Below are 24,948 nucleotides of genomic sequence, written 5' to 3'. Positions count from 1 at the left end.
AGGGTGAATACCCGCGGGCAAGGTGAATACCCGCGGAGCGAGGAGGAATACCCGCGGAACGAGAGCGAACACCCGCGGAACGAGAGTGAATACCCGCGGAACGAGAGTGAATACCCGCGGAACGAGAGTGAATACCCGCGGAACGAGAGTGAATACCCGCGGAACGAGAGTGAATACCCGCGGAACGAGAGTGAATACCCGCGGAGCAAGGCGAAATACCCGCGGAACGAGAGCGAACACCCGCGGAGCAAGGCGAAATACCCGCGGAACGAGAGTGAATACCCGCGGAGCAAGGTGAAACCCTTAGGGAAAGTGAAATATTCTCCCTTCATAAATTTGAAAGGTAATCTTGTATGTTTGAAAAAATAGAGTCATACAGTAAAAGAGACGGAGGAGGGAAGATTTGCGCAAATTAACGGCTGGTGTCGGAGTCCTACTTAGTAGTTTAGTGGTAGGTAGTGGTATTTACTTTGATTGGTTCAATATTGGCGATAAAAAGGAGCCTGTTACGGAGGTTGATACAATTGGTGAAGCCATGACACTCATCGAAGAGAAATCTGTATACAGTACGAAAAAGGATGCCTTGGTGGAGGGGGCTCTTCGTGGTATGGCTGATGCCATTAAGGACCCTTACAGTACGTATTATTCCAAGGAAGAGGCAGAGCAACATCGGCAAATGCTGGCCGAGGAAAGAGTGGGCATAGGGATTGAACTAACAGAAAATAAAGGGAAATTTATTGTTGTGTCTCCAGTCCGTTCATCACCAGCAGAGAAGGCAGGTATGCGCTCGCTCGATGAAATTGTACAAGTTGATGGGGTTCGGGTTGATGGGAAAACGATGAGTGAGTTAATGCATTTAATTCAAGGTGAGAAAGGAACGAAGGTAACCATTGTTGTTTATCGTCCTAGTGAGGATAAACATATTAAGATGACAATGGAACGCGCTGCCATCTCTAATAAAACCGTATCAAGTGAAGTTGTAATGGTTGAAGATACAGCCATTGGTTATGTGGTTATTTCATTATTTGGTGAAAAGACAGCGAATGAATGGGTTGCTGAAACGAGTAAATTGCTTCGTAAAGATGTTGAAGGAATCGTAATTGATGTACGTGATAATCCAGGTGGTTATTTACATAGCGTCGCAGCGCTACTGAGCACGGTATTAGACAATGGCAAAGTATTTGCATATATGCAAAATGCGGAAGGGGCTATGGAACCATTAAAAACACAAACAAAGGGCTTTGATGAAAAATATTTAGAAACGATGAACAAAATTCCAATCGTTGTTTTACAAAATCAAGGTAGTGCTTCTGCTAGTGAGGTGTTGAGCGGTGCTTTAAAAGGATGGGGGCGTGCTTCACTTGTGGGTGTTAAAAGCTTTGGGAAAGGAACTGTGCAGGAATCTTGGGAGCTTTCAAATGGTGGCGAGTTAAAATTATCAACCAATAAATGGCTAACACCAAAACGCGAATGGATTCATGGGCAGGGTATTGAAGCAAGTTTAGTAATTGAGCAAAATGAATTATTTGCTTTTCAACTCCATCCTCTAACAGGTAAGTTTAAAGTGGGTGATATGAGTGAGGAAATTTCGTATTCACAAAATGCCTTACAGAAACTAGGCTATCAAATTGATCGTTTAGATGGCTATATGGACGAGACAACGGCAGAGGCGGTTAATCTTTATCGTAAACAGAAAAAATTAAAACTTGCAGAAGATGAATTTTACATGGATACAACGTTCTTTAATAGTTTAAATGAGACGTTAAAGGATTTTAAAGCCGATCGTCAAAATGATCAGCAATTCCAAATGGCCACTAGCTTTTTACTACATGCAATTGAACAATAACATCTGCTAAAAGAATAAAATGACCATTATACAAAGCTTTCTATGAGTTTGTACTACGCAAGAGTGTAGTCGTTTGATACAATAAATTCATAGTATTCATGATAGAAATGGCGGGTGTTCGTATGGTTAGTGAGATATTAATAGAAATTGTAACAGCGATTGGCCGCTTTTTACTCAACCCATTACTGTATATAGTCATAATATTTGCTATTTTATTAGGTTATCGTCGTGTAAAACAGGAGCGAAAATATTTTAATAGACGCATTATTTGGGGCTGGACGGAGCTAATCGGACAATGGAAAGATGGGTGGCTTTATGCATTACTCATTTCTCTTATCAGTATGATAGCAGGGCTTACTGTACCGAAAGAATTTTTAATTATTTTAATAGCAGTTTCTATAGTAGCACTTATCTTGTATTTCATTAATGCATTGTCACCCATTTTCACAATGGGTATTGCAACATTAGCGATATGGGCTATGTCCTATTACCATTGGTCTTTCTCTTGGTGGAAAATTTCCTTTGAGGATGTCAATTTAGATGATGGAGCAGTCGTTACGATTACCATTCTTGCGGGTCTTTGTGTCATTGCGGAAGGACTATTGATTCGACGTGCAGCAATGAAGGTTACTACGCCTAGTATTGAAAAAACGAAGCGGGGTATGCAGGCTATTGTGTATCGTTCAAGGAATGTTTGGGTGCTTCCGATTTTCTTTGTTATGCCTGGTGATGCTATTTCTGCCGTGTTGCCGTATTGGCCATTGTTTACGATAGGAGATAGTCAATTTGCATTTGTATTGATTCCGATTGTTATAGGCTTTGCCAAGCTGCTAAGAAAGGAATTACCAGCATTAAAGCTGCCTAAAATAGGGCGATCTGTTTTATTACTAGGACAGCTTATTTTAATAGGCGGTTTAGCTGCTTATTTTGAGCCAATGATCGGTTTCCTGACGCTTGGTATTGGAGCGCTAATCCGTATCATTATGTCTATTTACTTTGCTCAACAAGATAAAACAGATCATTATGCGGTAGCACCAAGTACAAAGGGTGCGATTATTGCAGCCGTACTTCCTGATTCACCAGCTGAAAAAATGGGCTTACTGGCAGGGGAATGTATTCGCAAGGTAAATGGTGTGACTATTTTTACTGAAAATGAACTGTACGAAGCGCTACAATTAAATGCAGCCCATTGTCGTCTAGAAGTGTTAGATCGAAATAATGAAATTCGTCTCACACAGCATGTTATATATAGTAATGATCATTACCGCATCGGATTACTGCTTGCTGAGCCGAGGGATGTATAATGGACGTTTTTGGAAAAATGATGTTAGCATTATTTATACCTGCTTTATTGGTGTTATTGTTTACAAGAATTACGTATAATCGCTATGTTGCATTAGTATTAGCGATTGCACTTATTGCTGCCTCTGTCTATGCAGGTTATACATCTCCATCAATTATTTTTGTCATTGATGCCTTTTCATTAACAGTCGGTTTTTGGCTAGCAAGTAAACTGAAGAAATAAAAGAAGGTCAGTCCTAGCGAAGGGACTGACCTTTTTACATGAAAAATCGTACAGCTGCCATAATGATAACACCAGCAATAACTGTAATGGACAAACTTTTTGTAATAAGTGCAATAATTAGTGTTGGCACAAATGTAACAAAAACGGGCCAATCCAATGTCACCAATTTGCCACTGTCAGTATCTAATAAGTTTTCGATGACAAGAGCACTTAAAATACAAACAGGAATAAAACTGAGCCATTTAAGCACCACATCGGGGAGTGTTACACTACGTACGAACATAAAGGGAATAACACGCGGTAGCCATGTAACAAGGGCACAGCCGATAATGAGCCAGACCATATATGTAGTTGTCGTCACTTATCCGTCACCACCCCAATTGTTGCGACAATGATTGTTGCTAGCAGCACAGCCACATGCGAAGGTACTATATAAGAAAGACCATACATAATGACCACCATATAGCCGATTAATTTAATATAATGCATGATTTTACTTTTGCCAACGCTGCTCAATTGTAGAACTAATAGCGCAACAAACATGGCAATTAACGCAAAATCTAAGCCCCATTTTTCAGGATTGGCGACCCACTGCCCTAAAAAGGCACCAGTAACACAGGAAAGAATCCAGAAAGAGTAGGCAGTAATGTTTAGTCCATCCATCCATTTGCCGTATAATTTGCCTGTTTGCATTTGCTTTGTTACGGCTACGCCAAATGTTTCATCTGTTAATAATGTACCGAAGCCAACATTTCTTAGCATGGAATAGCGCGTAAAATGAGGTGCTAATGTTAAACTCATTAATAAATGGCGTAGATTAACGACAAAAATGGTTACAATAATAGCAGAAGCAGGACTACTTGTTAAGAGAAGCGCACAAAAAATAAATTGTGCAGATCCAGCATAAACAAGGATCGTTAAAAGTGCGATTTCAAGGACAGATAAACCAGAAGCGGAACCTACAACACCGAATGCAAGTCCTATACTAATATAACCGAGTAATGTTGGTACACAATCTTTCACACCTTGTAAAAAGCTATCGTTGGAAGAGCTTGTTGTATTCCGATGAAGCTCTGTTGTACTTGTCATAAATAGGTCATCCTTTCTTGATAATTTCCATGTATACTATTGATGGAATTGTTTGATAGTTCTTGATGTTTATTAAAGTATACATATGTCTGATAAAATAAACAATAGAAAATGGTGAGTAAAAGTGGAACAAATGAGCCGGAATTTAGCATTTCAATTAAAAAAAATTAGACAGCAGCGTCATTTAAGCCTAGATGATGTAGCAAAAGAAACAGGCGTTAGTAAAGCGCAGCTTGCCCAAATTGAAAAAGGAGAGGCCAACCCAACTGTGTCGACGATTTGGAAAATTGCTGCAGGGATGCGTATTTCATTTTCTTCTTTATTGCAGCCACCAACAGCCCATTTCACACGTTATAGCAGTAAAGATGTGCCACATGTCGATGAGGACGAGGGGCGCTATCGAGTGTATTCTATCATTCCGTATAACCCGGAGCGGGGGTGGGAATTCTATAAGGTTGAAATGGAGCCAGGAGCCGTTAGCAGGAGTGAAGCTCATACAGAAGGGGTAGAAGAAACTATAATGGTCATCAAGGGACAAGCAGTTATTTCTGCTGGAGATATGCATGAATTACTGGAAGAAGGGGATACACTAGTATTCTCAGGGCATCAGCCCCATGAATATCGAAATACGTCAGATGAGCTAACAATTTTTCATTTAATTTTACAGTATAAATAGAGGTGTCGATGTTGAGTGAATGGTTTACTGTAGAAAATATTGAACAGATTGCGGCACAGTATCGAACACTTGGTCCAATCATTGGTTTACTGTTACCATTTTTAGAAGCGTTTTTACCATTTCTTCCTTTAGTCGTGTTCGTTGTTGCCAATGCAAGTGCATTTGGCTTATGGTTAGGGTTTTTATTATCTTGGTTAGGCTCCGTAGCTGGCTCCTATGCAGTATTTTTGCTTGTCCGCCATTTTGGTAAGCATCCAAAGCTACAATTTTTAACAGGCAGTAAAAAAGTTCAGAAGCTAATAAAATGGGTGGATATGAATGGTATTAGTCCTCTATTTGTCCTCCTATGCTTTCCCTTTACACCATCTGTTATAGTGAATATTGTAGCGGGGTTATCCCATATTCATAAAAAGTTTTACTTAGTTGTTTTACTGGCTGGAAAGTTTGTCATGATTTTAGGGATGAGTGTACTAGGCTATGATCTTCAATCCTTATTGACAAGCCCCATAAGATTAGTGATTGCTGCAGTTGCAATTGTTATTTTATGGTGGGTAGGCAAGCTAATTGAGAAGCGATTGAACGCTCGTGTAGAAAGAGATTTAAAGCAAGCGCGAAATTTGACGAAAAACCGTGATCACCATGCCAGTTAACTATTTACTATAGCCTCTTTCTTTATCTGAAGAGGCTGTTTTTTTATGTAAACATATCCTTCTTTTTTATTGTCAGGTGAAGGTTGATAAATAGTATTTACTAGTTTTTTTCGATAGAATTTAAGGTAGACTAGTAAAGTTGATTTTAAATGTAGAAGGGTTCACCCAAAGAGAAAAGGAACCCGTTAATAATAGATGATTCCACAGCTAAAGCACGCTCTCGATTTGGTGAGGTGTTTACTAGAAGAAAAGAAAACCATCTAAAGAGGGGGAAAGGATATGACATTACGTATTGTTTCAGGACGATCGGGAACAGGGAAATCGGCATTTATTCATCAGGAAATTGTTGAACAACTTAAGACGGACCCATTAGGGCATCCAATTTTCATCATTGTTCCTGACCAGATGTCCTATTCTACCGAATATGAATTGACGAATAAGCATGGTTTACAAGGTTTGATTCGAGCACAGGTGATGACATTTAAGCGTTTAGCGTGGTTAGTCTTACAGGAGACAGGTGGTATCGCACGTAAAGAAGTAAATGGCTATGGTTACCGAATGCTCATTCGTAAACTTTTAGAGGAACAGAAAAGCGAGTTTTCTTTATTTCGACAAGCAGCAGGAAAACGAGGATTTACAGAGGAAATAGAAACCCTTCTAAAAGAATTTAGTCGCTATAGCGTCAATAGTTCAGTCTTGGCAGAAGTAACGGAATCTTTGAAGGCACTTGATGCTCCCAACACCTTACAAGCAAAAACGAATGATTTACATGTCGTTTTGCAGGCATTGGAGGAACGACTTGGTACAACATATGTCGACAGTGAGGGCTATTATCCAATTTTAACAGAACAATTAAAGTACGCTGAAACGATGAAGCAAGCGACAATCTATATTGATGGTTTTACGGCCTTCACTGTACGAGAATTGGAATTGGTTCGAGAGTTATTAAAGGTAACGAAGCAAGTAACCGTTGTTCTTCCATTTGACCATATAGATGAGGCTTTTGATGAGCAGGCACTATTTCATGAAGCAGCTTTAACAAATCAACGACTCCATGATATCGCCAATGAAGAGGGCATTGATGTTGATTTTCCATTACATTTTTATCATGCTAGAAGATTTCATTCTGAAGATTTACAGCATGTGGAGGCTAATTTTGCAAATTTAATGCCTAAAACGAAAGAAACCTCAGGAGATGTCATGGTACTTGAAGCATCAAATCGTCGAGCGGAGGTACATGCGATTGCCCGGGAAATAACTAAATTGACAAAAGAAGACGGATATCGCTATCAGGATATTGTACTTTTATATAGACAAGCAGATCTCTATGATCCACTTATCGCAAGTATTTTCCAACAATATGATATTCCTATTTTCACAAATACTAAAAAAACGATGCTACACCATCCATTAATAGAGTTAAGTCGGTCTGCATTAGAGATCATGACGTCTAATTGGAAATATGAACCTGTCTTTCGCAGTGTGAAAACCGATTTGTTTTTCCCGCTCCAAGCTGAACTAACAATTTGGCGAGAACGAGCGGATCGATTGGAAAACTATTGTTTGGCACAGGGGATCTATGGCGAACGTTGGTTTGAGGAGGCTCGTTGGTTTTATAAAAAGTATCGAGGACTAGAATTCCATTCGCGTGTACAAACAGATGAAGAGCGTGCAATGCAGGCAGAAATCGAGGCTATTCGAGATGAAATTCGCCAACCATTAAAAAATTTACAGGACAAGCTTGAAGCTGCACAAACTGGTAGGGAAATTGCCACTGCCTTATTTGAACTTGTGGAGGCATTACAGGTTTATGACAAGCTTCAGATGATGAAAGACCGTGAGCTTGATCGAGGCGACGCTTTAGCAGCGAGTGAGCACGACCAAGCTTGGAATGAATGGATTGCAGTCCTCGATCAATTCGTCTATATGTTTGGTGAGCAGGAGATGACTGTGGAGGAAGCAGCCAAAATACTTGATGAAGGTTTTGATACATTAGAATTTTCTCGAATCCCACCAACCCTAGATGAGGTCATGGTTGCGACTGTTGATTTGGCTCGTCTTTCTAATATAAAGGTTGCCTTTGTTGTAGGGATGAATGATGGAATTTATCCAACACGAATGGAATATGAGGGCTTATTGTCAGATTCAGAGCGTGAATGGTTTAGTCAAATTGGCTATGAGCTTGCACCAACCTCTACCAATCGTTTATTACAGGAAAATTTCTTAATCTATCGTGCAGTTACGACACCTTCTAATAAGCTTTATGTGACATATCCAACAGCAGATGAAGAGGGCAAGGCACTGCTACCTTCTTTATATATCAAGAAAATAGTTGGTAATGACAAGGCGCCAGGTCTATTAAGTGATGTTGCTATAGAGCGAGTAGTTATTGATCCGATTGAATTACTGGATGGAGATGTTTTACCTTATTTACGCCATCCACGTACCGCATTAGCCCACCTTATGATACAGCTACGTCAAGCAGAGCATAGTCGTGAATTAGCACCTGAATGGCTAGCATTACAAAAATTTTATAAACAAGATCCTTATTGGACACTTATTTTTGAGCGTGTACGCTATCCGATTACACATAAAAATGAGGCTGAGCCACTTGAAACCTATATCACACAGGAGTTATACGGACAAAAGCTTACATCAAGTGTGTCACGAATAGAGAAATATTTTAGATGTCCATTTTCTCATTTCACTACGTATGGTCTACGTTTAGAAGAGCGTGCAGAGTATCGCTTGGAAACTTTTGCAATGGGTGATTTATTCCATGAGGCGTTAAAGTGGATTACAGAGGAAACACATAGACAACAGCTTTCATGGATACGTTTGACGAAGCAGCAAATTAAACAATTAGCACGGCAAGCAGTCGAGCAAATTGTACCTGTTTTTTCACATCAAATCTTATTATCTAGTGCCCGCTATCGCTATATTCAGCGGAAGCTTATTCGTATTGTTGAACGCACGATGACGGCATTGACACAGCATGCTAATGTATCTCATTTTAAACCTATTGCCATTGAGGCATCGTTTGGCCCAGGGCAACATGAACAGCTACCACCACTTGAAATTGATTTGACTGGTGGGAAGAAAATGTTTATGCGAGGACGTATCGATAGAGTGGATAGTGCAACGATAGATGATCGCTCTTATTTGCGGATTGTTGATTATAAATCTTCAGCCCGTGATTTAGATTTAAACGAGGTTTATTATGGATTATCTTTACAGGTCCTTACTTATTTAGATGTGGCGATGGAAAATAGCTCTTATTGGTTACCAGGTCAAACAGAGCCAGCAGGGGTACTGTATGTGCATGTGCATAATCCAATGCTAAAACTAGATAAGGATTTAACGGATAGTGAAATAGAAGAAGATCGTTTAAAGCAATACAAAATGAAGGGCCTACTTTCAGAAAATGCTGAGGCCATTTTATCGATGGACGAGCAACTAGAAGAAAGTAGCGGCCACTCTAAAATCATTCCTGTTTATATGAAAAAAGATGGGACACCATCTGAATCACAATCACGTATTGTCCCAGTAAATGATATGAAAAAGCTACAGCATTTCGTTCGTCGTAAACATCAGGAGGCAGGCAATGGTATTTTGTCTGGTGATACAGCTATCAGCCCCTATAAATTAAAGGCAAAAACAGCATGTGATTATTGTCAATTTGCTGCAGTTTGTCAATTTGATCCGTCTGATGGTAAACAAAGCTATCGTCAATTGATGCAAGCGAAACCGAATGACATTGTTGATAAAATTCGGAAGGAGGTAGAATAGCATGGTACAAACAATTCCAGCAAAGCCGGCAGATGTCACATGGACAGATGATCAGTGGAAGGCGATTTATGCAAGTGGTCAAGATACGCTTGTATCTGCTGCAGCAGGTTCTGGGAAAACGGCCGTACTAATTAATCGTATGATTGAAAAGGTCATTGCTACTGAAAATCCCATCAATGTAGATGAACTATTGGTAGTGACCTTTACGAATGCTTCAGCTGCTGAAATGCGCCATCGTATGTCAGAGGCATTAGAAAAGGCTATAGCAGAAAACCCGACATCCAATCATTTAAGACGGCAGCTCAGTCTGGTCAATAAAGCGCAAATCTCCACACTGCATTCCTTCTGTTTAGCCATTGTGAAGCAATACGCCTACTTGCTTGATATTGATCCAGGCTTCCGTATCGCCAATGAAGCGGAAATTGCTTTATTAAGAGATGATATTTTAGCGGATGTTTTAGAGGATGCTTACGATTCAGAGGACGAAGCTCAAGTGCAGGCAATCTATCGTCTTGTCGATAGCTTTACGTCGGATCGTGATGATCAAGCCATCGAAACGTTGATTAGTAAACTTTATGATACTTCTCGTGTACATGCGGAGCCTTTAAAGTGGTTGCTAAGTCTACCGAAAGCCTATGATTTAGCAGATGATGTGACCATTGATGATTTAGAGTTATCTCATTATGTCAAATTAACCGTTCGACATAGCTTGGAAGAAGCTTTTGTTTTAATTTCAGAAATGCGAGCGATAACCTTACAGCCGGATGGACCTGCCCCCTATGCTGAAACGGCAGAAATTGATTTTGCTATGATTCAAGAGGGGATACGTATTAGTCAAGAAGGGACATGGCAGGAGCTGTTTGATTATTTTGCAACGGTCAAATGGTCCACATTGAAACGAGTATCTAAGGATGCTTTAGTAGATGTAGATTTACAAGAGCTTGCCAAGAAAAAACGTGAAGCAGCCAAAAAAATAATGAATAGAATGAAAGAAACATATTTTGTTCGTACACCTGCACGCTTGCTTGAGGAAATAAGATTAATGGCACCAACAATTACCACATTAGTGGAGCTGACTGCTGCGTTTAGTGAACAATTCCGACAAGCTAAGTTAGAACGGGGTATCATTGATTTTTCAGATTTAGAGCATTATGCCCTGCAAATTTTAACGGTCGAAGTAGAAGGCGAGCTTCAGCCATCTCCAGTTGCGCTAGATATGAAAAAACGTTTTAAAGAAGTTCTTGTGGATGAATATCAAGATACAAATATGCTACAGGAAACAATTTTACAGCTTGTCAAAACAGGTGAGGAGCAGAATGGCAACTTATTTATGGTTGGTGACGTGAAACAAAGTATTTATCGCTTCCGTTTAGCTGAACCAAAACTCTTCATGCGAAAATATAGTGATTTTTTAGAGACGCCTGAAATGACAGGAATGCGAATTGATTTAAATGCTAACTTCCGAAGTCGTAAAGAAGTGTTGACTGCTACGAACTATATATTTGCACAAATAATGGGCGAGCGTGTGGGTGAGATTCTTTATGATGACAATGCATCATTAAAGCCAGCTGCTCCTTATGATGAGAAAGAAATGCCCGTAGAACTTGTCGTGATGCATCCGCCACAGGAAGAGGAAACAACAGAAGAGCTAGAGGAAATGAGCAATGAAGCCACAGAGCTAGAGGAATTGAAAAAATCACAATATGAGGCGCGCTTTATTATTGATCGTATTCGACAGATGATGGAGGATGGCACAACTGTTTATGATACGAAAACAAAGACAGAACGGCCCCTACAATATCGTGATATTGTAATTCTAATGCGCTCTATGACATGGTCAACAGATTTAGTGGAGGAATTTAAGTTAGCAGGGATTCCATTATATGCAGAATCCTCTAAAGGGTATTTTGATGCTCTTGAAGTGATGATAATGTTAAATGTCTTGAAGGTTGTTGATAATCCCTATCAGGATATTCCATTAGCTTCTGTACTACGTGCACCATTTGTTGGTTTAACGGAAAATGAGCTGGCGAAAATACGGTTAGCCGATCAAAAGGTACCTTTCTATGACGCTTTACGCCAATTTATTCGTAGTGAAGGACATGGAGTGCAAACCACTACGTTTGAGAAGCTGCAACGCTTTATGCTAGCCTTTGAAAATTGGCGAGATTTAGCACGTCGTGGATCATTGTCAGATTTAATTTGGAAGATTTATTTAGATACACACTATTATGAAATGGTTGGGGCAATGCCAAATGGTAAGCAGCGTCAGGCCAATCTACGTATCTTACATGATCGTGCACTAATGTATGAGCAGACTGCGTTTCGTGGATTATTCCGCTTTTTACGCTTTATTGATCGGATGCGAACGCGTGGGGATGATTTAGGCACTGCCAAATCCATTGGTGAAAAGGATGATGTGGTACGCCTTGTGACGATTCACTCTTCAAAAGGATTGGAATATCCTGTAGTCTTTGTCGCAGGTATGGGACGTCCGTTTAACAAAATGGATTTCCATCAACCTTATTTATTCGACCAAGACTTTGGCCTTGCGGTAAAGGCCATTGACCCGGAAAATCGTATCACGTACACATCGTTACCGTTTTTAGCATTGAAGGAAAAAAAGGAGCTGGAAATGCGTGCAGAGGAAATGCGAGTTTTATATGTAGCTATGACGCGTGCAAAGGAGCGACTGATTTTAGTGGGCTCTGTAAAGAGTTGGGAGAAAACGCTTGATTACTGGCAGGATGCGCAAAATTTACCGACAGATGCACCGCTTCAGGAATATTTACGTGCCAGAGCTAATAGTTATTTGGACTGGATAGGCCCAGCGGTAGCAAGGCATGCAGATTTTGCGGCTGTTGCAACTACTTCGTATAAAGAAATGGATGACCCTTCTCGTTGGTCGGTACAAGCTATCAATACGAGCCATTATTCGTATGAAATACAAGCATTGGCTGATGAGGTACAACAGGCACTTGAGATGCCTGAGGATGAGGCATTGTTGGCAGAAATAACGGAACGTTTCCAAGCACAGTATGCCTATCAAAAATCCACAAGAAAACGCTCCAAAACATCGGTAAGTGAAATTAAGCGTTTAGAAAATCTACAGCGCCAGGAGGAACCGGAATATTACTTTGCGACTCCAGCCAAGCAAACAGGCTCTACTATTGCGCCTCGACCAGCTTTTTTACAGGAGCAACAGCTAACGAGTGCTGAAGTTGGAACAGCTGTACACACAGTGATGCAGCATGTCCCACAGTTTGGCTTTCATGATATGAACGAAGTAAAGGTGTTTGTAAAAGATTTAGTAGCAAGACAGCTTTTAACAGAGGCGGAAGGAAAAGTGGTTCCACTAGCGAAAATTTATCATTTCTTTACTACAGAAATCGGACAACGCTTCAAAAAAGCAAAGCAGATACGTAGGGAAATGCCCTTTACCATTAGTCGAGTAGATGACGATGGCGATGCACAAATTGTGCAGGGGATTATCGACTGTTTATTTGAGGATGAGTATGGTAATTGGGTATTGCTAGATTATAAAACAGATCGTATTCTGCCGCATTTTGCACAGGAGCCGGCTTTGTCAAAGGAAATACTAGGTCGTTATGCGGTTCAGCTTCGTGTTTATAGTGAGGCAATTGAATCCATTCTACACATTAAAGTAAGCGATAAAGTGTTATATTTATTCGATAATGAACAGACCATTCATGCTTAAAGAATTAGTTATGGTCAAAGCAGAGCAAAGAAAATTTTAGCTTGCTCTGCTCCCACCATAACTGCTATTCAAGAGGAGGCTATTTTGTGGAGCTAAAACCAACAATGTTGCAAGAACGAATCGCAACATTAGATATTTTACGAGGGATTAGTTTAGTGGGCATTTTACTCGTAAATATGTATACATTTTATTTGCCAATGCCACATATTGATTTGGCATCATGGTTTACAACGCCATCCGATATTGTTTGGCAGCAAAATATTGATATTTATGTACAAGGAAGCTTTTACCCACTATTTGCAATGCTATTTGGTTATGGCCTTGCCATACAGTGGCAAAAGGCTCAAAGCCGTGAACAAAATTTTTATACGCTAGGACTTCGTAGACTTTCTGTATTGTTTGTTTTCGGTTTTATTCATGCCGTGCTGATTTGGTGGGGCGATATACTCATGATGTATGCATTTTGTGGCATATTTTTACTGCTTTTACTACGTTTAAGTCCCTTGTGGTTATTAGTCAGTGCTGTAATCATTAACGGTTTAATGCAGGTTTTTATGTTATTTTTAGTAGGCATTATTAATTTTAATACGAAGGTTGATGATTATTTAGATATTGTTTCGGTAGAGAAGGCAATTACTGCTTATGGTACAGGAAACTGGGTCGATGCCTTTATGCAACGCTTAACAGATCTCTCTACACAGGCAGGGATAGGGATGTGGTTTGCAGCTTTATTCACTATTTTACCGTATATGCTAATTGGTGCAGCGGCTTCTAAATGGCATTTAGTGGAGCGAGCTAAAGAATTAAAGTGGCTCTGGCTGACATTGGCGATAGCTGGATTGGTCATTGGGATTGCTATTAAAAGTTTACCTATTATGTTTACGAGAACATATTTATTAGATTATTTAAAGACATACATAGGCGGTCCAGTCTTATCAGTAGGCTATATTGGCATCATTGTATTGCTTTTTTTATTGCCAATTGCACCAAAACTGCTCAGTCCATTTGCAAAATTAGGCCGAATGACATTAACGATGTACATTATGCAATCCATTATTGGAACTTGTCTATTCTATCAATTTGGCTTTGGCTGGTACGGTAAAGTAAGTGTTGAGACAGGGGTATTAATTGCCATTGGAATCATTGTAGTGCAAATGATCATTGCAGAAATTTGGCTATCTAAATGGAGACAAGGACCGTTAGAGGCATTATGGCGTAAAATAACTTATAAGAAAAAAGTGGGAACACGATAATATTTTCCTCTTGAAATGCATATTCTATGAAGATCTAGTAACTTATAAAATTATTGTCGCAAAAGTAAGGCAATTTCTATCATATTGTTGTATTATGTAGAAAAAAGAAGGAGCTCTTAAAATCATGAAAATTTTATCATTCAAATTAGGTGGACATGTTAGCTTTGGACCAAAAGTAAAAAAAGAAGAAGCGGTATGGGATGTACTCGCTATTCAAAATGAACTTCAAGTTCTCCCTTCTTTTTCAAGTTCAATCGTGGATGGCATAGCTTTAGGCTTTGATTTTGTTGAACAGATTCGTAAATTAGTAGAAGCAGCAGAAAAATCAGATCGTGCTGATAGCTTTAAACGTGAATTTACAGAGATCGAGTGGCTTTCACCAATTCCCCGTACACCCAAAAATATTATGTGTATTGGTAAAAACTATGATGAACATGCCAAAGAAATGGGTGCCGAGGCAGCACCTACAGATTTAATGGTCTTTACAAAATCTCCAACTGCTATTGCTGCGGATGGACAAACGATTTCCATTCATGCGGATCTTTCTTCAAAAATGGACTATGAAGGCGAGCTAGCTGTCGTTATTGGAAAACGTGGTAAAAATATTCCTAAAAACCTAGCATATGATTATGTATTTGGCTATACAATTGCTAATGATCTAACAGCTCGTGATTTACAAGATAAACATAAACAATTCTTCTTAGGTAAAAGCTTAGATGGTACTTGCCCTCTTGGACCATACCTAGTAACAAAGGATGAAATTCCTAACCCACAAGATTTAACAGTTGTAACAAAGGTCAATGATGAAGTACGCCAAAACGGTTCTACGAAGGATATGATGTTCTCTGTAGAAACTTTAGTATCTATCCTATCTCAGCATGTTACTTTAGAGCCGGGAGATGTTATTTTAACAGGTACGCCAGCAGGAGTTGGTAAAGGCATGAACCCGCCGCAATACTTAAAGGCTGGAGATACAGTCAAAGTTTCTATTCAAGGCATCGGTACTTTAGTCAACCATTTTGAATAATATTGATTGTCATCCGCGAGAGTTACTACTCGCGGATTTTTTAGCTTCTTCAGCATTGGATTTACGTTCAATTGATGTAAATTATGTGAACACTATTGTAATATTTGAAACCCTTTCCATCGCATGGTAGGATAGAGTTTGATAGAAAAAGAATGAGGTGGGACAAACATGAGTTTTTTAACTAGCCAAACGCATTTGCATATTACTACGTGGGTAGTTGCTATTGTTATCTTTTTAATTGCGGCACTAATGGGCAAGCAATCCAAAGGTTTACATATGGCATTACGTCTTTTCTACGTACTAATTATCATCACAGGTGGAGCATTATTCTTTAAATATCAGGCTGGTGATCCAATGATGTACGGTCTGAAATTCTTATTTGGTATTTTAGTAATCGGTATGATGGAAATGGTATTGGTACGCCAAAAGAAAAATAAACCAACTGGAATGTTTTGGATTTTATTTGCTGTATTCTTATTCATTACGATGTTCATAGGCTTTAAGCTTCCAATGGGTATACCCCTTTTCTAGCTTAAAATTTGGTAAAAGTCGTGAAGTGTTTGCTTCACGGCTTTTATTTTGTCAAAAAAGCAAATAGGAGGGAACTGACACCTTTTTGCCGTAATTCATTTCGCATTTTCGTAAAATCTTTTGAAAAGATAGCGACGTGACAGTGTTATTTGGTAAAATGACGATGGATTGGTTTGAAAGAGAGGGAATTACAGTGAAATTTAAGAAGTGGATAAGTGCGACGGCTGCATCACTTTTATTAGCAACTTCCTTCGTCAGTACTACACCAGTAGCACATGCGGACGAAGCTGCGTCAACATCAATTGCAGAAGAGAGCATCTATGATTTACTCGTTGACCGTTTCTTTAATGGCTCAGGTACAAACGATTTTGATACAAACACGCAAGATCCTTCTAAATTTGCAGGAGGCGATTTTACAGGTCTGCAAGATAAATTAAAATTTATCGGTGAGATGGGCTATACAATTGTTTCCATTGGACCTATTTTTTCAACAGAGAAATATGATGGCTCAATGCTAACAAGCTACACGACAATCGAACGTCACTTTGGAACTACAGAAGAATTTCAAAGTGTTGTAGAGGCCTATAAAGCTAAAAATATGTCCATTATGGTGGATTTCCCACTCAACAATGTAAGTCCAAATCATGAATGGGTAAAGGATACATCAAAAGCAGACTGGATTGCTTCAACAAATAATGGACAAGTACAGTGGGATTTATCGAACAAAGCTGTGCAAGAGGCACTTATTCAGTCAGCAACTGATTTTGTTTCTACATATGATGTCGGAGGTATTCGTTTAACTAATATTGCAGAGGCAGATACAGAGTTTGTTAATTCGATGATCGCAGCATTAAAAGAAACAAAAGAATCTCTATACGTGATTGCTAATGAAGAAAGTGATGCTAATTTTGATGCGACGTTTTCACCAGCAACAGCTGATATCTATCGTAATATATTTAAAAACGTTGATATGGATTCATCTAAATTAATGGAGCCTTTTACAGGCGAGAAGCCAACACAAATAATGGTGGATTCGCTGGAAACTCATCGTTTTACATTCGACTCTGCTAATGAAAATATGTTTCCACCTACACGCTTAAAAATGGCAATGGGTGCTTTATTTATGCTACCTGGAATTCCTGTTGTACAGTATGGTACAGAAATTGCTATGAATGGGGAAGCAAAACCAGATACACACCAGCTTTACAACTTTAAAACAGACGAAGAATTGATTGATTATATTAAAAATGTTCAATCTTTACGTAATAAATCAGCTACTTTACGTAATGGTGATTTTGAAGTCATTACAAATGAAAACGGCCTACTCGTCTTTACACGTTCTTCAGACGAAGAAAAGTGGGTAATCATGGTCAATAATACAGGAAAAACACAACGTGTGGACTTAACACCTGAACAACTTGGTGAAGGGAAAATGCTGAACGGTATTTTACATGAGGAAAAAGTTCGCATAAACGAAAAAGAAGTTTATCCTGTTATTTTAGACCGAGAAATGGTAGAAATTTATCAAGTTCGAAATGATGAAGGCTTAAACATGCCGTATATGATTGCACTAGGCTTAGTGTGGGTCATCTTTATTGGCTTTGTTGTCATCATCATTAAACGAGGAAAAGTTCGACGTCAAGAACAAGACGTACAACAATAATAGAACAATAAAAATAGCATGCTAGGAGTTATCCTAACATGCTATTTTTTGTTGAAGCGATTATATCGAGGGTATTGCTTAGCCTTGATAGCTTTTATTCGTAAAGAAAATAGCAATCGTACCAGGTCCAACGTGTGAACCGATTGCTGAGCCAATCATGGTGATTTGAACAGCTTGCGGTGAAAAACGCTCCTGTATAGATGCTTTTACTTCATTTGCAAATGCCGCATCATCACTATGACTAATACCAACGATTTTATTTGTAAAAGTTCCACCACGTTCTTGCATTAAATCTAACATACGATTAAGTGCTTTTTTTCGACCACGTGATTTTTCAATTGGCACAAGCTTGCCATCTTCTACATTTAAAATAGGTTTAATGCTTAGCAGCCCACCTAAAAATGCACTTGCTTTGGATACACGTCCACCTTTGGCAAGATAATCTAAATCTTCTACTGTAAACAAATGCTCCATTTGAGGTGCGATGGAGCCAATTTTATTGGCCATATCTTCTAAGGATACACCCATATTTCGGAGTCGAACTGCTTCCTCTACGACAAGACCATGTCCTAATGAGGCACATTTAGAGTCGATAATGACTAATTTTAAAGATGGATATTGTTCTAATACTTGATTGCGAATCATCTGAGCAGTACTATATGTGCCCGATAATTCTGATGAGAAGGCGATGTAAATACCTTCTTCGTCATTTTTAGCTAGTTCCTCAAAGTGCTTTAAAAACAGCTCAGGTGACACTTGAGATGTTTTTGGCTGAGCCCCTTGGCGTATAGCATCGTATATTTCTTTGGAATCAATTGAAATCACATCTTCATATTCTTTGTTGTTCAATTGCACTCGTAAAGGGAGTAGCACGACATCATGTTCTTCGTAATAAGACTTCGGTAGATCACATCCACTATCCGTAAAAATCTTCATTCTCTTGTCCCCCTAATTTCAACTTACTGTTTAACTTTATTCAGTTAATACTCACTAACTTTAAAGGGGTACCACTGAATAAAGTTAAACTGGTAAAAATGGAATGTTAACTTGAACTTACTACTTAACTATGATAATTTCAAGCGTTCGATGAGTATTTTTGCGATTCCATCCTCATTATTTGTTGATGTAATTTCATTGGCAATGTTTTTAAGACTTGGAATACCATTCCCCATTGCTACACCAAGTCCGGCATATTCAATCATTTCTAAATCATTGTCTTCATCACCAAATGCGATGATGCGCTCACGTGGGATACCTAAATCTTTAGCCACATGCGCAATACCTACCGCTTTATTTAAGCCGCGGCGCACAATTTCAATAATATGAAGAGGTGCACCCCATCGACGATGCTCAATAACTTCTGCGTGCACCGCTTGTAAATGGTCACGTATAATAACCGAATTCGCTTCGTTGGCTTGTATCAATAAACTTGTAGGATTTTCTAAGAGGTGTGTATATAAATCCCCAAGTGTAATTTTGGGATTGCCCATATTAAAGATATTTAAGATACGATCGTCCTCTGTATGAACATAAACCTCATCTTTTACCTCAGCAATAATATTTTCGTATTCGTAACCTTTGATGGAATCAACGACATCATGTACGACACTTAAATCAATCGGAGTATGCATATGTTGCCAAGAGGCATTTTTAGGGTGATGCACATAAGCTCCATTAAAATTGACAATGGGTGTAGTCAGTCCTAGTTCCTGATAATAAATTGTACTTGCTCGGTAAGGACGTCCTGTCGCAATCATGACTTGATGACCTTGTTCCTTAGCCTGCAATAATGTTTTTTTCGTTTTTGCTGAAATTTGTTGTTGGTCTGTTAATAAAGTACCGTCTAAGTCTAATACGATTAAATGCGGTTTCATAGCTCGTTGCCCCTTTCCTATAGTTTGAATAGTATCTCTTTGTCTTTCATTCGTCAAAATTTTGTCACAGTGAAAAAAGTTTGCTAACATAAAGATGAGACAAGAGTTGGGAGTGACAAAAATGTTTGTAGAAAAAGAAGTGTGGGGAAATATTCCTTTATTACATATACATTCAGACAATATGAATGAAGAAACCCCGGTAGTGATTTTTTTACACGGCTTTATGAGTGCAAAAGAACATAACTTACACTATGCATATCAATTGGTGCATAAAGGGGTGCGTGTCCTATTACCAGATGCAAAATTCCATGGTGATCGTAGTGAAGGCCTATCAGAGATGCAAATGAACTTAAAATTTTGGGACATTGTCTTAAATTCTATTCATGAAGTGCAACAAATATATGATGAGTTAAACAATAAAAATTTATTAGCTAATCATAATATTGGCATAGCAGGCACTTCTATGGGCGGCATTGTCACATCAGGCTGTCTTAAACTGTATGATTGGATACAAACAGCTGCAATATGTATGGGTGCGCCTAATTTTGTTAAATTGGGTGAGTATCAGTTACAGCAATTCGCAAAAAATGGTGTGAATTTACCGATGTCAGAGGAAGAAGTAGAAAAAATAAATGAGCACCTAGCAAAATACGATGTCAGTCTAACACCAGAAAAGTTCGCAGGTCGCCCTGTCTTCTTTTGGCATGGAGAATTAGATAAAACGGTACCTTTCCGCGAAACGTATAAATTTTATGAGACATTACGGGAATACTATCAAGCAAACCCTGAACATTTAAAGTTCATGGTAAATAAAAAGGCTGGACATGCTGTACCACGTGACGGTATGCTAGCAGCAACTGACTGGCTTGCACAGCATTTGGCATAATATGATGCATCTGCTATGATAAGGTTAACACTATGATGGAAGGAGAAATACGAATGGATCAGGATATGAAAGACAGCATGTTAGGTGCATTAGAAAACGTAATTGACCCTGAGCTTGGAATTGATATTGTCAACTTAGGTTTAGTATATGATGTAGATTTAGATGATGAAGGGGTAGCGACTGTAACAATGACGTTAACATCTATGGGTTGCCCACTTGGACCGGTCATTGTGGACCAAGTAAACACAGCATTAGGGGAGCTTCCAGAAGTGAAAAGTACAAATGTTAACATTGTATGGAACCCACCTTGGTCAAAAGATAAAATGTCTCGCTATGCAAAAATGGCACTAGGCGTACGTTAATCTGAAACAGAAGAAAATCCCTGCTTATTTTAATAGGCAGGGATTTTGCATGTAACGAAATTAATCGATACGGCATATTTGTAATGGACAATTTTCACAAGCAATTTCATTTTTTAAAAACTGTAAATCATGAATTGTAATAAAACCTTTATCGAAAGTGACAATGTCGTGTTTTTTTAGATCATTTAACATCCGATTAATCATCTCACGACTGGTCGCACACAAATTCGCTATTTCAGTATTTGTTAGCTGGAAATCAATATAAATAGAGCCATTTTCTAATGATTTACCATACGTATTAGAAAGTCGAATGAGCGTTGAAAATAAAGCACCTTTTTTACCATTTAACACTAAATCACGCAAACGGCTTTGATGCTTCAAGTTTTCTGTTTGTAACCACTTCATATATTCCACCATGACAGTAGGCTGTTCTTCTAATAAATGCTCCAAAGATTTGCGACTTAAAACATACAGCGTAGAAGGTTCTAAAACTTTTGCAGTCATGGAATTATAGACGAGATTACAAAACAACGATCCCTCTCCAATTATACTGTCAGGACCACAAATACGGATGGTTAACTCCTTGCCAGTCTCCGTTTCTTGGCTAATCGAAATTACACCTGATTTGATGTAATAAATTTCTTTTGCCCGTTCACCCTCTAGAAAAATTTTATTCCCTTTATTCACCTTGATAAAGACACCGTGCTTTTGAAAAAGATCCTTAATTTTTTCAGACATATTATCCAATAAAACCATATCTCCAACACATCGCTTTCTTTTTGTAATAAATGTCGATTATTACAAAAGGATAGTGGATTTTTCGATACTAAAACATAGAAACATACCTACTATTATAACGTAAATTTCCATTTTTAAGTGATAAATTTTAGAGCTATTTCTTTGCTTAGAATTGTCGAGTGATGTAAAATAAAGTTAGTCAAAAAAGGTCAAACTTTTCGAAAGAACAAGAATGGGTATAGAAATTATGCGAAACATTAAGGTAAAGGAGTGCTAGCTATGCAATTTCAACAAACTGATAATAAAAAACCATTAGAGCAATTTGGACGAAATTTAATTGAAGAAGTAAAAAATGGCAAAATGGATCCCGTTATTGGACGTGATGAGGAAATTAGAAATGTCATTCGTATTTTAACACGCAAAACGAAAAATAATCCTGTATTAATTGGTGAGCCCGGTGTTGGTAAAACAGCTATAGTCGAGGGTTTAGCACAGCGTATAGTGAAAGGCGATGTGCCAGAGGGCTTGAAAGAATGTGTCCTATATGAGCTAGATATGAGTGCTTTAATCGCGGGTGCAAGTTACCGTGGTCAATTTGAAGAACGCTTAAAAGGTGTCTTAAAAGAGGTAAAAGATTCGGAAGGGCAAATTATTTTATTTATTGATGAAATCCATACCATTGTTGGTGCCGGTAAAACAGACGGCGCTATGGATGCAGGAAATATGTTAAAGCCTATGCTGGCGCGTGGTGAATTACACTGTATAGGGGCTACGACATTAGACGAATATCGTATGTATATTGAAAAAGATCCTGCATTAGAACGTCGATTCCAGCAAGTACTCGTGCGTGAGCCTTCTATTGAAGATACAGTGTCTATTTTACGTGGCTTAAAAGAACGTTTTGAGTTACATCATGCTGTACGTATTCATGACAGAGCCATTGTTGCGGCAGCAGAACTATCTAATCGGTATATTACAGAGCGATTTTTACCAGATAAGGCGATCGATTTGATTGATGAGGCGTGTGCAATGATTCGTACGGAAATCGATTCCATGCCACAGGAATTAGATGCTGTGACCCGTCGTATCATGCAGCTAGAAATTGAGGAACAGGCATTACGTAAGGAAAAGGACGAAGCAAGTAAAAAACGCCTTGAGCAATTGACTGAGGAATTAACAAAGTTAAAAGAATCCTCTGAAGGAATGCGAAAACAATGGGAAGCTGAGAAGGAAATGCTGCATGACATTCAGAAAAAACGAGAAACATTAGATAAATACCGTCGAGATTTAGATGAAGCGGAAAGTAAATATGATTTAAATAAAGCTGCTGAATTACGTCATGGCAAAATTCCAACTCTTGAAAAAGACATTCAGGCATTAGAAAAACAATTAGAAAATGGCGCAGAGTCTCGTATTTTACGAGAAGAAGTGACGGCTGATGAAATTGCTTCAATTGTTTCACGTTGGACTGGCATCCCTGTGACAAAATTAGTGGAGGGTGAGCGTGAAAAACTTTTACGTTTAAAGGATACATTGCATGAACGTGTAGTTGGGCAAGATACGGCGGTTCAACTAGTGACAGAAGCTGTGTGGCGTGCACGTGCAGGCATTAAAGATCCACATCGCCCGATTGGAAGCTTTTTATTTTTAGGTCCAACAGGTGTTGGTAAAACAGAGCTTGCCAAAGCCCTTGCTGCTCAATTATTTGATTCTGAGGAACATTTTATCCGAATTGATATGAGTGAATATATGGAGAAGCATAGTGTATCTCGTCTAGTTGGTGCCCCTCCAGGCTATGTCGGATATGAGGAAGGGGGACAATTAACCGAAGCCGTTCGCCGCAACCCTTATTCTGTCGTCCTACTTGACGAAATTGAAAAAGCTCACCCAGATGTGGCTAATATTTTATTGCAAATTTTAGATGATGGGCGTATCACTGATAGTCAAGGTCGTATGGTTAATTTTACAAATACAGTAGTTATTTTAACATCGAATATTGGGTCTAATTATTTAATGGAGGCAAAAGAAGACGATGCCTCTGTTGAGGACTTAGTTATGACTGCGCTTAGACAACATTTTAAACCAGAGCTGTTAAATCGAATGGATGATATTATTTTCTTCCATGCACTATCGACTAAGCATTTTACAGCAATCGCTTGGAAGTACGTTGAGCAACTGATTAAACGTGTGGCAGAGCAAGAAATTACATTATCTGTTGAGCAAGAAGTGATTAATTGGGTAGTACAGCAAGGTGCCGATGCTCAATTTGGCGCAAGACCACTAAAACGCTTTGTCCAACGACATATTGAAACAGCAGTGGCAAGAGAACTCCTACGTGGTGAGGTTTTACCGGGGGAAACATTGCATGTAAAAATGTGTGATGGTCAATGTGTGGTGGAAAAATAACAGAAAAAACCTGTTCGGCATGATGCTGAACAGGTTTTTTCTAGCTGAATTAATGATGGTCTGCAGCTTCTGGTGTAGGATTGTTTGGAATGATTGCTCCAATAATAAAGATAAGAATAGAGAATACAACTGAAACGATTGCCCCTGTTTTAAAATCAAATGGTACACCAAGTACAGAGCTGACTACATAGTTTAACATAGAAACTAGTAGGAATGACCATATGAACGTTACGATATATTGCATTAATTTCACCTCAACCGAACTTTTTTCATCATAAGATTTTACTCATATTCATTATCATATCATAACATAAATCGAAAAAAAATGAATCATTTATGTGAAACATGGCGAATTTGTCACAACAACTACGAGGTTTTGTATTTTAGTTTTTGATGTTTTTATGAGGCCTAAGAATTGGTAATAGATTTAGGAGACTCGCTCCAAAGCTAGCTGAACCCGCTCCAAAATGGTGTGGAAGCGCTCCAAAATAGGATGAGTCCGCTCGAAAAAGGTGTGGAAGCGCTCCAAAGTAGGTTGAGCCCGCTCGAAAATGGTGGAGAAGTGCTCCAAAGCAGGTTGCCCCGCTTGAAAAAGGTGGAGAAGTCTCCAAAGTAGGGTGTCCCCACTCGAAAATGGTGGAGAAGCGCTCCAAAGTAGGGTGTCCCCGCTCGAAAATGGGTGAGAAGTGCTCCGAAGTAGGGTGTCCCCGCTCGAAAAAGGTGTGGAAGCGCTCCAAAGTAGGATGTCCCCGCTCCAAAATCGTGTGGAAGCGCTCCAAAATAGGATGAGTCCGCTCGAAAAAGGTGTGGAAGCGCTCCAAAATAGGTTGAGCCCGCTCGAAAATGGAGGAGAAGCGCTCCAAAATAGGTTGAGCCCGCTCGAAAATGGTGAAAGCGCTCCAAAATAGGTTGAGC

At 39.0% G+C, this 24,948-nt stretch carries 21 protein-coding genes; 15 read left to right on the top strand and 6 right to left on the bottom strand.

All coding sequences use genetic code 11. The features are described 5' to 3' along the window. Window positions 1-403: 403 nt before the first annotated feature. The 3 genes from ABC382_RS12190 to ABC382_RS12180 all read left to right on the top strand — a co-directional run bounded on the left by ABC382_RS12190 (window position 404) and on the right by ABC382_RS12180 (window position 3,371). On the top strand, window positions 404-1,846 hold the full coding sequence (locus ABC382_RS12190; protein ID WP_274795669.1) for a S41 family peptidase: 1,443 nt from the start codon (window positions 404-406) through the stop codon (window positions 1,844-1,846). A gap of 122 nt (window positions 1,847-1,968) precedes the next feature. Then, window positions 1,969-3,150, top strand: a complete 1,182-nt coding sequence (locus ABC382_RS12185; protein WP_312504860.1) for a PDZ domain-containing protein — start codon at window positions 1,969-1,971, stop codon at window positions 3,148-3,150. Further along, window positions 3,150-3,371: a CsbA family protein gene (locus ABC382_RS12180; RefSeq protein WP_274795671.1), complete on the top strand. Its 222-nt coding sequence runs from the start codon at window positions 3,150-3,152 to the stop codon at window positions 3,369-3,371. The genes ABC382_RS12185 and ABC382_RS12180 overlap by 1 nt, the downstream gene beginning before the upstream one ends. A 34-nt stretch (window positions 3,372-3,405) precedes the next feature. Here ABC382_RS12180 and ABC382_RS12175 read toward each other — a convergent pair whose 3' ends face one another. Next, entirely contained in the window at window positions 3,406-3,732 is a 327-nt protein-coding gene (locus ABC382_RS12175; RefSeq protein ID WP_274795672.1) for an AzlD domain-containing protein, read from the bottom strand. Then, window positions 3,729-4,460: an AzlC family ABC transporter permease gene (locus tag ABC382_RS12170; protein WP_312504857.1), complete on the bottom strand. Its 732-nt coding sequence runs from the start codon at window positions 4,458-4,460 to the stop codon at window positions 3,729-3,731. The genes ABC382_RS12175 and ABC382_RS12170 overlap by 4 nt, the downstream gene beginning before the upstream one ends. Before the next feature lie 124 nt (window positions 4,461-4,584). Here ABC382_RS12170 and ABC382_RS12165 point away from each other — a divergent pair, with 124 nt between their 5' ends. The 8 genes from ABC382_RS12165 (at window position 4,585) to ABC382_RS12130 (ending at window position 17,767) form a co-directional block, all read left to right on the top strand. Further along, the gene (locus ABC382_RS12165; RefSeq protein WP_312504855.1) at window positions 4,585-5,136 is read left to right on the top strand and encodes a helix-turn-helix domain-containing protein; all 552 of its coding nucleotides are present in this window, start codon (window positions 4,585-4,587) and stop codon (window positions 5,134-5,136) included. 11 nt (window positions 5,137-5,147) lie between these two features. Continuing rightward, on the top strand, window positions 5,148-5,786 hold the full coding sequence (locus ABC382_RS12160) for a TVP38/TMEM64 family protein (RefSeq protein WP_312505137.1): 639 nt from the start codon (window positions 5,148-5,150) through the stop codon (window positions 5,784-5,786). Between the two features lie 279 nt (window positions 5,787-6,065). Further along, window positions 6,066-9,575, top strand: a complete 3,510-nt coding sequence (gene addB, locus ABC382_RS12155; protein ID WP_407132891.1) for a helicase-exonuclease AddAB subunit AddB — start codon at window positions 6,066-6,068, stop codon at window positions 9,573-9,575. A 1-nt stretch (window position 9,576) separates the two neighbouring features. Continuing rightward, window positions 9,577-13,293, top strand: coding sequence for a helicase-exonuclease AddAB subunit AddA (gene addA / locus ABC382_RS12150; RefSeq protein ID WP_412926845.1), 3,717 nt, complete (start codon window positions 9,577-9,579; stop codon window positions 13,291-13,293). A gap of 86 nt (window positions 13,294-13,379) precedes the next feature. Continuing rightward, complete coding sequence (locus ABC382_RS12145) at window positions 13,380-14,546, top strand: DUF418 domain-containing protein (RefSeq protein WP_412926844.1); 1,167 nt, start codon at window positions 13,380-13,382, stop codon at window positions 14,544-14,546. 124 nt (window positions 14,547-14,670) lie between these two features. Beyond that, on the top strand, window positions 14,671-15,573 hold the full coding sequence (locus ABC382_RS12140; protein ID WP_341385619.1) for a fumarylacetoacetate hydrolase family protein: 903 nt from the start codon (window positions 14,671-14,673) through the stop codon (window positions 15,571-15,573). 168 nt (window positions 15,574-15,741) lie between these two features. Then, complete coding sequence (locus ABC382_RS12135; protein ID WP_322611323.1) at window positions 15,742-16,104, top strand: YisL family protein; 363 nt, start codon at window positions 15,742-15,744, stop codon at window positions 16,102-16,104. A 136-nt stretch (window positions 16,105-16,240) separates the two neighbouring features. Next, window positions 16,241-17,767: an alpha-amylase family glycosyl hydrolase gene (locus tag ABC382_RS12130; protein WP_274795682.1), complete on the top strand. Its 1,527-nt coding sequence runs from the start codon at window positions 16,241-16,243 to the stop codon at window positions 17,765-17,767. A 78-nt stretch (window positions 17,768-17,845) separates the two neighbouring features. Here the strand turns inward: ABC382_RS12130 and ABC382_RS12125 are convergent, their stop codons facing one another. Together ABC382_RS12125 and ABC382_RS12120 are read right to left on the bottom strand one after the other, a co-directional pair. After that, window positions 17,846-18,703 (bottom strand): DegV family protein, encoded by an 858-nt coding sequence (locus ABC382_RS12125; RefSeq protein WP_322611324.1) that lies wholly within the window; start codon window positions 18,701-18,703, stop codon window positions 17,846-17,848. A 128-nt stretch (window positions 18,704-18,831) separates the two neighbouring features. Further along, a complete protein-coding gene (locus tag ABC382_RS12120; RefSeq protein ID WP_274795684.1) occupies window positions 18,832-19,641 on the bottom strand; it encodes a Cof-type HAD-IIB family hydrolase in 810 nt (269 codons plus the stop codon). A 121-nt stretch (window positions 19,642-19,762) separates the two neighbouring features. Between ABC382_RS12120 and ABC382_RS12115 the strand changes: the two genes are divergently transcribed. After that, entirely contained in the window at window positions 19,763-20,527 is a 765-nt protein-coding gene (locus ABC382_RS12115) for a prolyl oligopeptidase family serine peptidase (RefSeq protein WP_312504849.1), read from the top strand. Between the two features lie 53 nt (window positions 20,528-20,580). Beyond that, a complete protein-coding gene (locus tag ABC382_RS12110; protein ID WP_103117491.1) occupies window positions 20,581-20,889 on the top strand; it encodes a metal-sulfur cluster assembly factor in 309 nt (102 codons plus the stop codon). A gap of 60 nt (window positions 20,890-20,949) precedes the next feature. On the opposite strand, the gene ABC382_RS12105 is transcribed toward ABC382_RS12110, so the two are convergent. Next, window positions 20,950-21,636 (bottom strand): Crp/Fnr family transcriptional regulator, encoded by a 687-nt coding sequence (locus ABC382_RS12105; protein ID WP_312504847.1) that lies wholly within the window; start codon window positions 21,634-21,636, stop codon window positions 20,950-20,952. A 270-nt stretch (window positions 21,637-21,906) separates the two neighbouring features. Here ABC382_RS12105 and ABC382_RS12100 point away from each other — a divergent pair, with 270 nt between their 5' ends. Beyond that, a complete protein-coding gene (locus ABC382_RS12100; protein ID WP_412926843.1) occupies window positions 21,907-24,033 on the top strand; it encodes an ATP-dependent Clp protease ATP-binding subunit in 2,127 nt (708 codons plus the stop codon). Between the two features lie 49 nt (window positions 24,034-24,082). On the opposite strand, the gene ABC382_RS12095 is transcribed toward ABC382_RS12100, so the two are convergent. After that, on the bottom strand, window positions 24,083-24,277 hold the full coding sequence (locus ABC382_RS12095) for a YjzD family protein (protein ID WP_412926842.1): 195 nt from the start codon (window positions 24,275-24,277) through the stop codon (window positions 24,083-24,085). 442 nt (window positions 24,278-24,719) lie between these two features. Here ABC382_RS12095 and ABC382_RS12090 point away from each other — a divergent pair, with 442 nt between their 5' ends. Continuing rightward, window positions 24,720-24,941: a hypothetical protein gene (locus ABC382_RS12090; RefSeq protein WP_412926841.1), complete on the top strand. Its 222-nt coding sequence runs from the start codon at window positions 24,720-24,722 to the stop codon at window positions 24,939-24,941. Window positions 24,942-24,948: the final 7 nt, after the last annotated feature.

The organism is Lysinibacillus phoenicis (genome assembly GCF_047238325.1).
GTDB lineage: Bacteria > Bacillota > Bacilli > Bacillales_A > Planococcaceae > Lysinibacillus > Lysinibacillus irui.
Note: the sequence above shows the minus strand (reverse complement) of the source record. Positions and strands in the feature narration are given on the sequence as shown.